Genomic DNA, 14,983 nt, shown 5'->3' on the forward strand with positions numbered 1-14,983 from the left:
GAATCTAGTCGTCCTTCCAGCCGATCTTTGCCTTGATCCGTCGCATGACCGCCGCGTTGGAGCGGGCAGAGCTCTCGTGTAAGGCGCGCGCTCGCAGGATCTGACGAAGGTTCGGTGTCTCCATTAGTCGCTTCATGTGCGCGGCAATGGTCTCAGTATCGACCAGGGCACCGAGGCCAAGATTGACGACGCCGAACCGAGCCGACGCATGCGTGTGGGTGAGCTCCTTGTCGTTTTGGCATAGACAGAGGACGGGAATGCCAAGACTGGCGAGTTCGGTGATTGTGCGGCCCGCACTGGAGATGGCAAGATCCGCCCTTTGCATGATGCCAGGCATGTAGCTCACATTCGAGCAGATCTCGCCCTTCAGGGCGTAGGCGCCAAGCGAGATGGGGCGGCTCACCCCAGGCCCGAGTACGACGGTGACCGTGCCTGAGAATCCCAACTTTGCCAGCGCCTCGAGAGCCTTCTCGGTTAGGGCGCTGGGGTCTGTCCCGCCAAACACGACAAGCACATTCTCGACGTCATTCTTGAATTGAGCAGGCTGCCGAGCCGTCTCGAAACTGGGCGCAAGAATTGCATTTGCCATACCGGTTAGTTGGCGGTGGCCAGGAACAGAAAGGTTCTCGTATAGGTCGGAGACGACAAGGTCCGCGATTTCAGCCCCGATCCCCATGTCCTCGAACGTTACGACGCTCCCGGTAGCGCTCTTGATAGCCTCGACATAGACGTCCGTCGTGTCGAGCTGATCGAGAATGACAAGATCCGGTGTAAGGCTTTGTACGAGCTCCACGAAGCCATCGTCGCCATCCACTGGCCTGACCTCGAATGGGAACTGCGATAGGAATTTAGGCCCGAGGGGATGGGAAATGTCCGTGGCGACCACAATCTCGTGGCGGGCTAGTTCCTGGGCAAGGGCCAGCGCGCGGTAAACATGGCCCATGCCGAGCGTTTCGCTGGCGTCGGCTCGGATGACCACTTTGCGGCGCGAAGCGATGTGCTCAGCGACGGCCCAGTCGGCGAAGTCGTCAATGTCGAGTGACTCTTCTTTCGGGAGCTCAATGAGCCGAATCGGTTCGACGATTCGCGTCCCCTGCTCCATGAGATCCTTGAGACGGCAGCCGATGATGGCGCCGGTCTCCCGGAACCGCCTCTCGAGCATCTGGCGGTTTACGCGCTTCTCATAGGCGGGTATCGGTTCGCCGTCCGCTCCAGGTCGCCAGCTCAAGTGCCGGTCGTCCACCACCGTAATAACCGAGCCAGCACCGCCCTCGAATGCCGCCAAGGCTTCGACTAGACGCGCGCTGCTCAAGAAGGGGCAGGTCGGCTGGAGCGTGAGAAAAATGTCCTCGCTATCAGCACCCGCGGCTTCGAGTTCGTGCGCTACTTTCAGTGCCACCTCATCGAGCGTGGCGCGTCCCGTGGTGGGGGGCTCGCGCAAAACGCGAACACCCTCAGCACAAGAGATGGCCGCGATCTCGTCGTCGTCGGTGATGACCGCGACGCACTTCGGATCGCAGACGCTTAGCGCGGTCCTGATGGTGTGTACAATTAGCGGAAATCCGGCGAGCAGGCGGACGTTCTTTCGGGGAACGCCCCTGGAGCCGCCGCGCGCGGGGATCATGACCCACGTGATCATCATTGCTTCCCCAATGCCCTCGCCACTGTTGCCTCGTTTAGATTGGAGGCCCAGACTCGCGAGCGCCTTGAACATGTGAGTGGCTTTCCGAGAGGCTCATCCACTCCCCCGGCTTCCAAACACCTCGACGATGTTGGCACGCGCAAGATAGATATCGTATTCGGGCTCGCTAGCCTCAGTTGGTCGCGTTGAGTTAGTGTCGAATATTACGACAAGCTCGTCGAAGTCGATATTGGGATACCGGTCGATAATGTATCGCAGTGGCCGTGGTGTGCTGATGATCAATACTTTGACTCGCACGCTTTCTCCTGGCGCGATCACGCGCACCTGCCCCAATTGAGCCATGCGGCGCACCTCGTGCGTCAACGGCGCTGCGGCATCACTATGATAGTCGCGCCATTCGAATACAGCGACCGAATCGCCGCGCATACGCGCAGCGCTTAAATGTTCGATCGCCGCTCCGTACGCGCTGTCGCTTCTATTGAAATCTGCGATGACCAGGCAATCGTACTCAGGTCGTTCTCGAGGATGGGGGAGGATCGATTCCGGCGCCGGAAAAGGCCGTTTCGATGCAGACGGTTCGGCACGCAGATCGTGGGGTGCTGTAACAGAGTGCCAATATTTGGCTGCCTCCTGATACTCACGTCGGACGCCGTAGTGTATGGTCTTGCCGTGCGTGGCCTCGTTACTCGTCAAGGACACCTCGCTGTCTACGGCGAAGGCGACAGGGCATGATTCCAGGATGCGGTCAAAAGGCTTGGCCGATGTGGCTTTCATGATGCGCATGGCAAACTCCGTATCAGCAGAGACGCGAACGGTGTCCCATCCCCCGACGGCGTCCACGATCTTCCTTCGAAACATGAAGGAAGACGGATTCCGATCAATGAGGCGATCCTTCCGCCGGAATTTGCCTAAAAAGGACAGGGTTTCGCTCGCACGCGCCATGCAGGAATAATTGGCGGGGGCAGCGCTGTCACTCAGCAGACCATTGACCTGCAGTTCAATTTTTTGCGCGTGGGACCAATCGCCGGCATCATGCACGGTGACGAACTCCCCGGAGGCGAGCGATAAGCCAAGGTTGCGGGCGGAATAGGCACCCAAGTTACGATCCTGGTGGGCGACCTTGACGCGGTTGTCACGGTCGGCGAGCCCTTCGGCCACCGCGAGCGTGTCATCGGTGCTGTGGTCGTCCACGACGATGATCTCTAGGTTTCGCCATGTCTGCGCAAATAGGCCCTCCAGCGTATAGGAAAGCGTGTTTGCGGCGTTGTAGGCGGGGATGATGACGCTAACCTTAGACTCCTGTTCCGGTGTGCTGGAGACTAGACTGGTCCTCAAGTTATCGATTCTGAGTGGCTTTGTATGGTTGGCCTTGGTGATGGGCAGAAGTCCTGCTTTGTCATAGAGTCGATTGATCCAAGACAGGCGAAGCTCGTCTATTTCAGTTGAGTTGCTTGAGTCAGAAGCGGGGTAGGTGTTTGCCATGGCAAGATAGAGGGTTGGATCGTCGAATCCATTGTCAAAAGCTTCCTGAATGAGCTCCCTTGCTGCCTCAACCGAGCCAATGCGCACGAGGCAGTATGCCTCCAGGACGATGTCCTTCAGTCGCATCCTTAGGTGAGACTGCCTCGCGAAGTGAGTGTTTTCATAAGCACTCCTGAAATCCCCAGCGGCTGCCTGCCAGCACCCCAGCGCCCAGGCGGCTCGGGAAGATGCCGCCCTTTCGGGAGTTCGCTTCATTGCTTCCAGGTCTTTAAGGGCGTATTTGGAAAAGCCGCCCCAGAGCTTGGCTTCCAGGTCGATGACTTGCTGCAGCGATTCGCCGTCGGGTTGAAGTGGCTTATTGGTCCAACGAAGGTAACGTCCTATGGCTGGACGTAATCTCCGGACCACGTTCATCGTTCTGCGGAGCGGCGCGGTATATCTCCACGATCTACTCTGGTTCACAAGCGCCAATTCCTCGCGAAGAACGTCCGCCGCCTGCTTGGACTCCGACAACTCTGCTAACAGGTGAGATTCAGTGGCGAAGCGACGTGCAGCCTGTTAATCGCATTCCTAAGGTCCGCAATCTCCTCGCTCTGCTTCGTGGAATTCTCACGGATCTGAGTCTCAAGGTCTGCGATCGCAGTTGCCAGGCCGGGAGCAGACCGGAATCTGGCGGTGCCGTCATTATTTTTATCTTTCATTTAGCTGCCCAACGTTCACTTCCGCATCTTTGCTCAATATGACCTCCGCCCCATCGTCTTTGCGAACGATTGCGACCTTAGATCTTAACTCTATCGGCGAGCCGTTTCCGAACGAATATTCGACCGATGACTCTCAATGGCGTCGTAGTGCGCCAAGGTTGACTGGTGGTAACGCTGCTCAACCGACGTCGTAACGCAAGCGATCTCCAGGCTCTTCTTCCTATAGATGATTTGTTGCCCACGCCTTTCCTTCTGAGCATTGCGGCGTTTTAGATGTTCAATGTCTTCCGCAGGTAATTGACGGCGTAGCGCTAGCGCCTGAGAGAGGCCACGACCTCTCACTAGCCCGAGACCTTTGTAACGCAGTTTGACGGCGTTCGTAGCCTAGACGTTCGACGAGTGGGGCTCATCGTGCCTTCTGAAGTATATCGCTCGCCAACCTGGACCGGTCCCCTATCAAGGCTGCCCCAACATAGCTCAGGTGACCAGCATCACGATAAAGCGGCTTCCCGTCGATCTCGGTCTTGCAGGAGACTTCGTCGCAGAGGAAATCTTGCGTGTCCACCACTTCGACATCCGCAAGTTCTGAAACGCGCTCTAGCAGCGCCCAGGTCTCTGCACGGTAGGCTTTCAGGCTCTCAAGCGAGATGGAGCAATCCTTCGGGGCGTCGAAGGTGATCCTATTCTTGGCGCGCCTCTCCAGGCAGGTGCCGATATTCATGCCGTTGGCGGGCGGAGGCGCAAGGACGACGACTTTCTTTCCGGCCGCCCGCACGGACATAACTAACCGTGCAAGACCGTGGGCGACCAACTCCGGTGTCACCTCGCGCGCCGCATAGCCGTCCTTCTCCTTCACCAGCATCAGATTGCCGCTGCTGAGGATGGTCTGGAAGCGGGCGGCGGCAATGACGACCTCCAGGTCCTCGTTGTGGCGGATATAGTCGAGGACCCGCAGGTGGAAATCGAGGCATCCTTCAGCATAGGCGCGGTTGTAGCGCTCGTCCGCTTGCTTTGGAAATCGGGCCATGCCGATGAGAGGGTCGCAGGCACTCATTGTGGCCTGCTCTAGGCCGACCTTGCCAAGTGGTCGGATCAGCGCCGACGCCCAGGCCATGGCGTAGGAATCGCCCCATATCAGCACTTTCGGCGCCAACGTCGTACGGCAATCTTTGGTTACACCCTCGAATTTGTAGGCTTTATGGGAGCATGAGCGATCAATGCCGTAATTGGCACGTCGGAGATGCTGATAGTCCGTGCCGGTGGCCGTCGCGCGGCCGATTGCAATTGGCGTCGCGACTATCATCAGGGAGGCGGCGATCAGCCCGGCCACCACACGTTGCGGGTCGTGCGCGAAGCCCTTGTGAAAGGGAGACTCGACAAATGTGTAGAGCAGCCAGCTCAGTGCAAGCGACAGGACAATGGCAATGGTCATCGCATAGCTAGGCGCTTCGCCTATCCATGCGGCCCGCGTGAACACGATCACCGGCCAGTGCACGAGATAGAGCGAATAGGAAATGTCCCCGAGCCAAACGATGGTGGCCGTGATCGGGTCTTGGCCCAGGAGGGAAGCTCCACGCTGGCCGCCCAGGATCACAACAAGTGTCGCGGTGCAGACGAGCAGCGCATCGAGGCCCGGATGGAAGGACCCACTCGGGTAGAGCGGGATGGTGAGCAAGATAAGCAGGGCCGGCAAGCGGGCCAAAGATAGGGGCCTACTGTAGGTCACATAAACGGGCAGCAGAGCGCCAAGCGAGCCAAGCGACAGCTCCCAGGCTCTGGTGGGCAGGAGGTAGAACGCGGCAGACGGGTCCTGGGGAGCCAGATAAAAGCATAGAGTCATGCTGGTGAGCAGGACGCCAGCGGTCGTCGCGACCCAGGCTTGGCGCGGGACGAAGAACAGCAGTGTCGGCAAGACGAGATAATATTGTTCCTCGATCGCTAGCGACCAGAAGTGCAGGAGCACCTTGTTGTCGGCGTCACCGTCGAAATAGCCGGATTGTTGCCAGAGCACCAAATTGGTCGTGAAGGTGACGGCTCCCAGCGCTTGGGCCTTGAGCTGCTCGAGCTCCAGCTCCGTCACAAAGTAGGGGGCGGCCAGCACGGTGAGTGCGATGACCACGTAGGACGCAGGCAAGAGCCGCTTAGCGCGCCGATAGTAAAACTGGCGAAAGCTGAACCTGCCGGCTTCAATCCCTTGTGAGATCAGCCTTGTGATTAGAAAGCCGGAGATAACAAAGAAGATGTCCACGCCGAGATAGCCCGCGGAAGCGAGCGGTAGCTCTGCGTGATAGAGGACGACAAGCAGAACCGCCAAGCCGCGAAGAGCCTGGATGTCTGGCCGAAATTCTTTAACTTGGCGTCTAGGCGAGTCACCACCGTCCAAAATTGCCATCCACCCCCAGAGCCAGAAGACGCGGCTCGTCGTCTAAAAAAAGCGCTTACCGAGAATACTCTTCGCCGATTGAGGGCAAAAGATTAGAGTGGGATTGATTATCGGTGTGTCTCAGTCCTCTCCTTTGGGTGGTGGCTTGCTCAAGAGTTCCAATTGCTGGAACCTGTTTGGCAGTGCTAAGTTCCGTCCATTCCGCTCAATGCGTCGTTGACGCTTAAGGTATAGCCCTCCCCTCATGCAAAAGCTGACGCGCTCGGAGGCCCACCAATATTGGGCCCATCCCCCAGATAAGAACCGGCCAGAGAACTATGCTCGTGCTAGCGATGAGCGCAGCTTATCGCTCGTGAGATATGTGCGTGGCCTTTTGCCAGAAGGCGGTTCAATACTAGAGGTTGGATGCAATATTGGAAGGAATCTCAACTTCCTGTGGGAGGCTGGCTACCACGACCTTACAGCAATTGAAATCAATGCAGAGGCCATCGCGCTGTCTCGTAACGCGTATCCTGCCATGAATCCAAATATAATTCTGGGGAGTGCAGAGGATATATTGCCAAATTTACCAGATCTAAAATTTGATTTGGTGTTTACGATGGCAGTTCTAGTCCATATTCACACTGATAGTGACGATGTATTCCAGCATATTGCAAGAATAGGTAAGCGCGTTTTGGTTATAGAACAAGAAGACGAACCGAGGCTGCCCAGCGATAGGCATTTTATCAGGGACTACCAAGTAGTTTTCACGGATCTTGGCATGCTCCAAATAATGTCGGAGCGTCCCGTTCCGGGACTGCTGCGATCGTATGTCTGTCGCGCCTTCGAGCACGTGTAGAGGAAAGGGTAGTTACTAGCTCGCCGAGTTGAGTTGATCGAGCTTGTCTACTTGCCAGCCTGGTCGAGGCTAACTTGCAGCGACATGGCAAGGCCGTCCCCTTGCTATTCCGAATAATTAATTCGCAATCTGTGCTGCTGATCAAACCTTGTAAAAGTCACGGTACCACGCGACGAAGCGGCGGATGCCTTCGTCGATGGGTGTGCCAGGCTCGAAGTCTATGTTCGCCTTCAAGCTGGTGATGTCCGCGTAGGTTGCCGGCACGTCGCCTGGCTGCAACGGAAGGAATTTCTTCTTGGCCTTGCGCCCGAGTGCGGTTTCGACGTAGCCGATGAAGTCCATAAGCGGCACAGGGCTGTTGTTGCCGATGTTGTAGAGGCGATAAGGAGCCGAGGACGTCCCTGGATCTGGGTGTTCGCCGGACCAGTCAAGGTTTGGTGCGGCGATCCTGTCTCCGGTCCGAAGCACACCTTCGACAATGTCGTCAATATAGGTGAAGTCCCGCGCGTGACGACCCTCGTTGTAAATATCAATCGGTTCATCGGCCAGGATGTTGTGCACGAACTTGAACAGCGCCATGTCAGGTCGACCCCACGGGCCATAGACCGTGAAGAAGCGCAAGCCGGTCACAGGTAGCTGGTAGAGATGTGCGTAGGAATGGGCCATGAGCTCGTTCGACTTCTTGGTCGCGCCGTAAAAGCTCAACGGGTGATCGACGTTATTGTGAACGCTGTAGGGCGTGTGAGTATTGCCGCCGTAGACGGAGCTCGACGAGGCGTAGACTAGGTGCTCCACCTTCTGGTGGCGACACGCTTCAAGAATGTTGAGAAACCCGACTAGGTTCGATTGGGCGTACTCTCCCGGGTGGGTCAGCGAGTGTCGCACGCCGGCTTGGGCGGCAAGGTGGATAACGCGCTGGGGTTGATGCTCTGCGAAGAGCTTAGCTACCGTCTCTTGATCGGCGATGTCGCCCTTCACGAAGGAGAAGTGGTCGCGCGGCGCGAGACGCGTCAGCCTCGCCTCCTTGAGCGTGACGTCGTAGTAAGCGTTCATGTTGTCGAGGCCGACGACCTCGTCGCCGCGGTCGAGGAGAGCCTGCGCCGTGTGGAAGCCGATGAAGCCGGCGGCGCCGGTGACCAGGATCTTCATTCCGCCAGATCCGCCTCGGCCATCCACACCCCGCTCATGGCAAGGTTAGCGGCGCGCGCTCCCGCCGAGCCGGCGCGACGCAATGCCCCGCTCGTCGGCTGGTCTGCGGCGGCCTCGAAGGCCGGTTCCGGTTGGTTCATCTCTCTTCCCCGCTTGAAGATTTGCGCCCTCGGGGATCAATCGGGAGCACGTGGACAAGGCGGGGGCCAGCTCCCGCGGAGCGTTGTTAGCCTTTGTCCAGATGGGTGTCTAGGCGGCACGCTGCCTTTCGGTCTTGCCGCATAAGACGGGCGATCTTATCGCCCTAGAGGTTTTCCGAGGCCGGCGTAAAGGGGGCCCCTGGACGCCTCGCCCGCTTTCGGCTCGACGCGTCGGCCGGCGCAGGGAGGCGGACTTGGCTTACATGAAAATGTCATGCTATTGGCCGAAAGCAGGGTTCCAGATTGGGAGTGGGTGGTTCCTCGATCTCCCAAAGGACGAGGCGGCAGAAGGGGATAGCGGTGAAGATTTGCATGATCGGGGCGGGCTATGTGGGCCTCGTTTCCGCCGCCTGCTTCTCAGACTTCGGTTGGAAGGTCACCTGCGTCGATAAGGACGAGGAGCGTGTCGCCGACCTGAAGCGCGGGGTCATCCCGATCTACGAGCCCGGGCTCGACGATCTCGTCGCGCGGAATGTCGCGGCCGGGCGCATGCTGTTCTCAAGCTCGCTGCCTGACGCCGTGAAGGCCGCCGACGTCGTGTTTCTTGCCGTCGGCACGCCGATCCGCCGGGGCGACGGCTATGCCGATCTCACCTATGTCTTCGAAGCGGTGGAAGAGCTGGCGCCCCATGTGGATACGGGCGTCGTCATCACCACGAAGTCCACTGTACCGGTTGGCACCAGCCGCGAGATCGAACGGCGGCTGAAAGTGCTCCGCCCCGATGTTGACTTCGCCGTGTGCTCGAACCCTGAGTTTCTGCGCGAAGGATCAGCCATCCGCGACTTCACGCATCCCGACCGCGTGCTTGTCGGCTGCGATAGCGGGCGCGGTCGCCAGGTCATGGAGCGTCTCTATGAGCCGCTCGCGCTGCGCAAAGCACCAATCGTCTTCGTCAGCCGCGAGTCCGCCGAGCTGGCCAAGTATGCCGCAAACGCCTTTCTCGCCATGAAGGTCACGTTCATCAACGAGGTCGCCGATTTGTGCGAGTCGGTGGGCGCGGATGTGGGCGAGGTGGCGAACGCGGTCGCGCCGGACGGGCGCATCGGATCGAAGTTCCTTCATGCTGGCCCCGGATACGGTGGCTCGTGCTTCCCAAAGGATGTCACGGCTTTGATCCGGACGGCGCGTGAGGCGAAGGCCCCGCTGTCGCTCATCGAGCAAGTTGAGAAGGTCAACACCGAGCGCAAAATTGCCATGGCGACGCGGATCGAGGAGGCGGCTGGCGGCTCCGTGCGCACAAAGACCATCGCCGTGCTCGGGGTGACGTTCAAGCCGAACACAGACGATATGCGCGAGGCGCCGAGCTTGGTGATCCTGCCGATGCTCCAAGCCAGAGGCGCCACCATTCGTGCCTGCGATCCGCAAGGCCGCAGCAAAGGCGAGGAATTGCTGCCCGGCGTGGCGTGGTTTTCCAGTGCCCTTGAGACCGCCGAGGACGCCGATGTGCTCGTCGTGCTCACCGAGTGGAACGAGTTCCGGGCGGTCGACCTCAAGCAGCTCCGCAAAGTCATGCGCGGCGACGCTCTCGTGGATTTGCGTAACGTCTATGCACCGTCATTGGCCGAAGCCGCTGGCTTTACCTATCGAGGTGTTGGCCGTGCGGGCAAGGCCAGGACGATTGACATTTGATACTGAGTCAACGTCCTCACGGGAAGTCGCCCCAACGATCGAGAAGCTCCGAATACCTGCTAGATGTTGAGCCATGAGCGGCAAGACCTCTATTCTACGTCATCGCCTGAGTCCGCTGCGATCGTGGCGTGTTGCACGGCTCGGACGCAGGCTTTTGGGCTCCTTGTGCTCCTTGAGAGCATCCCTCGGCGCAGCATCAGACCAACTGGGCGCCGGAGATCTGGACGGAGCTGAGGCCTCCTACACTGCCATACTGGAGCAACACCCGAATAACGGTGAGTGTCTTGCAGGGCTCGCCTATATTTCTGCGCACAGGCAGGACTTTGTCGAGGCAGCCGGTCGCTGGCAGACCTGCATCACGCAATCCTCTACGCCGCTGCAATTAGGTTGGTTCACCGCTGCGGCCAAGGCGCAACTCCAGTTGAACAACCTTGATGGAGCCGAAGCAGGCTACACGGCCTTACTCAAACACTACCCAAATCACGGCATCGGACTTGCCGGCCTAGCTCGGATTTCAATGCGTAGGCAAGACTGGACAGCAGCATGCGAGCGATGGCGGACCTGTTTAGAACTGTCGTCAACGCCGCTTCAATCAGACTGGTGTGTTGCTGCTGCATCGGCTCACCTCGTGTTGGAAAGGCTGGACGAGGCGGACGCATTGTACTTAGCCCTAGCGGCGAAGTTTCCGAGTTCTGTCGAAGCAAGCAAGGGTTTGGCTCGTATCGCCGCGGCGCGTGAGGATTGGCGAACGGCAAGTGAGCACTGGAACGATGCGGCGGCAAAGTCTTCATCCTCTCTTTCGGTATCGGAGCAGCTTGCACGCGCAGCAGCCCTTGGTCGCGCTGGCGATTTTCGTGCGGCACGGAAGACGGTTGAAGATGCAATAAAAGTAGAACCGACCTCAGCCGACGCATTTTCGACGTTAGCCGCCATCGCCACGATAGAAGGCGACGAGACCAAAGCTGCGCAGGCTTGGTGCGTTGCACGGAGAAAATCTCCTCAGAAAGTTGCTCGGGATCCCGGTTACCGCATCTTTCGCGCCGGATCGATGGTCGATCAGGGTGAGCTTAGTTCGGCGCGTCTGGGCCGAGCGGACAGCCCTCAGGAGGCTATGACGCACATTAAGCTACTCCGCACGTGTCATTTCCCCCAAGAAGCGCTGAGCCTGGCTCGCCGTTATGCGGCTGCATTTCCAAAGTCTCTTGGAGTCAACCTGGCCTTGGCAACACAACTAGATCTCAGTCTGAGCGAGCCGGGTGATGTTGATACACTAGCAAAATTCGCTGGAGAGATTTGCTGCCGATTTCCAGATTCCCGCCGCGCACACATTGCAGAGGTCCTTGCGCATGTGCGTAGGTTCGATGCCTCCACGACGAACGAGCTGCTCGATCGATTGCATCGGCGATTTGGCCGCTCCACGGTAACGGATTCGATCAGCGGTTGGCTGGCGTATCGGGCTGGCGACAACGTCGAAGCTCAGCGCTGCTCAGAAGGATTGTTACACCAGCAATATATTCCCGCAGTCCACGCTCAATTGCTCCGGTTTGAGCAAATTGATGCGAACCCGCGGAAGAGCCTCAACGGCAAGATACTGTTATTCGCAAACGTCAAAAACGAGAGGCACCTCTTGCCGTGGTTTTTCGAATACTATCGCTCGATCGGTGTGGATTGGTTCTTCATAGTAGACAATGCATCAACTGATGGATCAACTCAGTTTGCATGCGCGCAGCCAGACGCGACGGTATATTGGACCGACGATCACTTTATTATTTCGGGTGCAGGCGGGGCACGCTGGTTCAATGAGCTTGCAAAGCGGCACGGCGCAGGCAATTGGTGCATCCATGTGGATGTTGATGAGCAGCTCGTCTTGCCGAGAATTGAGCAAGAGGGGCTCCCAGGCATACTGGGAGAAGCCAAGGAGCGAGGCTATGAGGTTCTCCCTGGGTTCATGCTCGATATGTTTCCGGAATCCTTCGAGCAGGCGTTGAATTACAGCGCCGGTCAAGCGCCTGCGTCCGCGTCACCTTTTTTCGACGATGATTTTCTATTCGTGGGTCACTGTTCAGCTCCCTACTTCTGGGTGCACGGTGGGGCACGAGGTCGATTGTTCGGGACGGCGCGGGGTTGGCTGACAAAGACACCGATTGTTTGGGGGAACAGTATCCAAAAACTGAACTGCCATGAGGTGACCGGCGCGATCGTCGGTGAACCAACCTGTGCGCTCCTTCACTTCTCAATCCTACGCGAAATGCTCGGTTGGGATGAAGGCCTTGCAAGGTCACGAATCGAGAGTACCAGGCCTTTTACGCGTCAGCGCTACAACCGCTACTACAACAGATTTACGGGCATCGCTGCGGGCCAGCGACTCACTGGAGAGGCATCCGTATCCTATGAATCGAGCGAGCAGCTGGAGCGCCGTGGCTTGATTGGTAGAAGCAAGAAGCAGATACAGCGCTCCCCGATCTAATTGCCGAGCCGCGGGACGCCGCCGTTAGCTCACCAGATTCGCCACGTAGTCGCCAATGGCGAGCGATGCGGTCAGTCCGGGCGATTCAATGCCGTAAAGCGCTACGTAGCCTTTGTGACCCGTTATGGCCGGTCCCTGGATGATGAAGTCGCCCGCGGGCTCTCCGGGCCCCGCGATGCGCGGCCGGATGCCCGCATAGTCAGGGGCCAAAGCGCCGTTGGGAAGGTCGGGCCAGTAACGCCGGATCGCGGCGTAGAAGGCGTTGCCCCGCTCGGGGTCGACCTCATAATCGATTTCGTCGACCCATTCCGCATCTGGCCCGAACCGCACGGCGCCGCCGAGATCGAAGGTGAGGTGGATGCCGAGCCCGCCCGGCATCGGCACGGGGTAGATGAGATGTGAGAAGGGCGCCCGCCCGCTCATCGAGAAATAGCTTCCCTTGGTGAGATGACGGGGGGGGATGGTCGCTGGATCCAGTCCTCGCAGGCGCGATGACACGTCCCACGCTTGCAACCCCGCGGCATTGACGAGAAGCCCGGTCTCGATCTCGGCGGGCTCATGCCCTCCCGTCACAAGGGTAATCGATGCGCCGCTCACATGGGCCTCGGTGAACGGCGCGCGGAGCTGTACCGCGGCACCGGCCGCTTCGGCGTCCCCCTGATAAGCGAGCATCAGGGCGTGACCGTCGACGATACCGGTGGTGCCTGAGACGAGCGCGCTGTGCCTTGCGTCCGGCTCGATGGCCTTCAGGTGCTCCCGTCCGATCAACGCGATGTCCTCGACACCATTGGCTTGCGCCCGCTCATAGAGTGCCTGCACAGCGGCGTCCTCGTCTGGCGTGGTGGCGACGACAAGCTTCCCGCAGCGCCGATGGGGTACGCCATGTTCGGAACAGTACCGGTAGAGCGAGCGGCGTCCCTCGACGCAGAACCGCGCTTTCAGACTTCCGGGTGGGTAATAGAGACCGGCGTGTATGACCTCGCTGTTGCGCGAGGACACGCCTTGGCCGATGCGGGATTCGGCTTCAAGAACGAGAACCTCTAGGCCGCGCCCGGCCAGCGCCCGCGCGATCGAAAGCCCGATCACCCCCGCGCCGACGACTACGGCTTCGCTCTTGAACATCGGACCTAGATGCGCGCGTGGCTCACATCGCGCGGCAGGATGCCTTTGAGATCGTAGATGAGGCCGTCAGGCGTGAGCAGCGCCTTGATGCCGGTTTCGCCCAACTGGGCGATAGGATCGTGCTTGACCGCCAGGATCACCGCATTGAACGGGCCTGCTGGCAACTCATTGGTGATGTCGATGCCATATTCGTGCTTGGCGAGCTCGATGTCGGCCATGGGATCGTAGATCACCAGCTCGCCGACGAAGTCGCGCAAAGTTTTGACGAGATCGACGACCTTGGTGTTACGCGTGTCGGGGACGTTTTCCTTGAAGGTGAAGCCCATCACCAGAACGCGGGCGCCGTCGATCGACTGCTTACGCTTGAGCATAGCCTTGATGATGTCGTTGGCGACGAAGGCTGCCATGCCGTCATTGATGCGGCGTCCGGCGAGGATCATCTGCGGGTGAAAGCCGATCTGCTCGGCCTTATAGGTCAGGTAGTAGGGGTCGACACCGATGCAGTGACCGCCGACCAGGCCGGGACGGAAGGGCTGGAAATTCCACTTGGTGCCGGCCGCCTCGAGCACTTCGAGCGTCTCCAGACCCATCTGCTTGAACAGCATGGCGAGCTCGTTGATGAGCGCGATATTCACGTCACGCTGAATATTCTCGATGACCTTGGCGGCCTCGGCGACACGAATCGAGCTGGCGCGATGGGTGCCCGCGGTAATGACCTTGGCATAGACGGCGTTGACGAGATCGCCGACCTCGGGCGTGGAGCCCGACGTGACTTTGATGATGTCGGGAACGCGATGGGCCATGTCGCCAGGATTGATGCGCTCAGGCGAGTAGCCGGCGTAGAAATCCTGATTGAACTTGAGGCCCGAGGCCTTCTCCAACTCCGGCACGCAGATTTCTTCGGTGGCGCCGGGAAACACGGTCGACTCGTAGACGACGATGTCGCCAGAGGAGAGCACTTGTCCGACGCCGCGGCTCGCGCTCACCAGGGCGGAAAGGTCGGGACGCTTGGCATTATCTACCGGGGTCGGCACGGTGACGACATAGAAATTACAGTCGCGCAGGTCTTCGATATCCGCTGTGTAGCTAAGCTCCTTCACGGCGGCGAATTCCTCGTCGGTCACCTCATGGGTGCGATCTATGCCGCGGGATAGCTCATCCACGCGGCCGGCGTCGATATCGAAGCCAACCACGGGAAAATAGCGCGATAGATAGACTGCGAGGGGCAGGCCTACATATCCGAGGCCAATGACACCAATCCGAATGTCGGCGAGGGCCGGCAGTTTCATCCCTAGTCCCCGAGTGATTGCAAACTGAGGTCTTCCCACCTGTGACGCGGCCGCTTCCGGGCCGGCCCTCGGGCGCGAGCC

At 59.1% G+C, this 14,983-nt stretch carries 9 protein-coding genes; 3 read left to right on the plus strand and 6 right to left on the minus strand.

Annotated elements, in window-relative coordinates; all coding sequences use genetic code 11:
- Positions 1-4: 4 nt before the first annotated feature.
- The 3 genes from AUC69_RS09625 to AUC69_RS09640 form a co-directional block, all read right to left on the minus strand.
- Positions 5-1,714 (minus strand): cytidylyltransferase domain-containing protein, encoded by a 1,710-nt coding sequence (locus AUC69_RS09625; RefSeq protein ID WP_069441968.1) that lies wholly within the window; start codon positions 1,712-1,714, stop codon positions 5-7.
- Between the two features lie 21 nt (positions 1,715-1,735).
- Positions 1,736-3,538, minus strand: a complete 1,803-nt coding sequence (locus AUC69_RS09630) for a glycosyltransferase family 2 protein (protein ID WP_141700717.1) — start codon at positions 3,536-3,538, stop codon at positions 1,736-1,738.
- Between the two features lie 693 nt (positions 3,539-4,231).
- Positions 4,232-6,217 carry an acyltransferase family protein gene (locus tag AUC69_RS09640; RefSeq protein WP_069441971.1) on the minus strand — a complete coding sequence of 662 codons (1,986 nt, stop codon included), beginning with the start codon at positions 6,215-6,217 and terminating at the stop codon, positions 4,232-4,234.
- 235 nt (positions 6,218-6,452) lie between these two features.
- Between AUC69_RS09640 and AUC69_RS16270 the strand changes: the two genes are divergently transcribed.
- A complete protein-coding gene (locus tag AUC69_RS16270; protein WP_083239283.1) occupies positions 6,453-7,046 on the plus strand; it encodes a class I SAM-dependent methyltransferase in 594 nt (197 codons plus the stop codon).
- 141 nt (positions 7,047-7,187) lie between these two features.
- On the opposite strand, the gene AUC69_RS09645 is transcribed toward AUC69_RS16270, so the two are convergent.
- A complete protein-coding gene (locus AUC69_RS09645; RefSeq protein WP_069441972.1) occupies positions 7,188-8,195 on the minus strand; it encodes an NAD-dependent epimerase in 1,008 nt (335 codons plus the stop codon).
- A gap of 500 nt (positions 8,196-8,695) precedes the next feature.
- On the opposite strand from AUC69_RS09645, the gene AUC69_RS09650 reads away from it, so the two are divergent.
- On the plus strand, positions 8,696-10,024 hold the full coding sequence (locus AUC69_RS09650) for a UDP-glucose dehydrogenase family protein (RefSeq protein ID WP_069441973.1): 1,329 nt from the start codon (positions 8,696-8,698) through the stop codon (positions 10,022-10,024).
- 73 nt (positions 10,025-10,097) lie between these two features.
- Complete coding sequence (locus AUC69_RS16275) at positions 10,098-12,491, plus strand: glycosyltransferase family 2 protein (protein ID WP_083239284.1); 2,394 nt, start codon at positions 10,098-10,100, stop codon at positions 12,489-12,491.
- A gap of 24 nt (positions 12,492-12,515) precedes the next feature.
- On the opposite strand, the gene AUC69_RS09660 is transcribed toward AUC69_RS16275, so the two are convergent.
- On the minus strand, positions 12,516-13,613 hold the full coding sequence (locus AUC69_RS09660) for an NAD(P)/FAD-dependent oxidoreductase (RefSeq protein ID WP_069441975.1): 1,098 nt from the start codon (positions 13,611-13,613) through the stop codon (positions 12,516-12,518).
- 5 nt (positions 13,614-13,618) lie between these two features.
- Positions 13,619-14,902, minus strand: coding sequence for a nucleotide sugar dehydrogenase (locus AUC69_RS09665; RefSeq protein ID WP_083239285.1), 1,284 nt, complete (start codon positions 14,900-14,902; stop codon positions 13,619-13,621).
- Positions 14,903-14,983: the final 81 nt, after the last annotated feature.

It is taken from the genome of Methyloceanibacter superfactus, from assembly GCF_001723305.1.
In the GTDB taxonomy this organism is placed as follows: Bacteria; Pseudomonadota; Alphaproteobacteria; order Rhizobiales; family Methyloligellaceae; genus Methyloceanibacter; species Methyloceanibacter superfactus.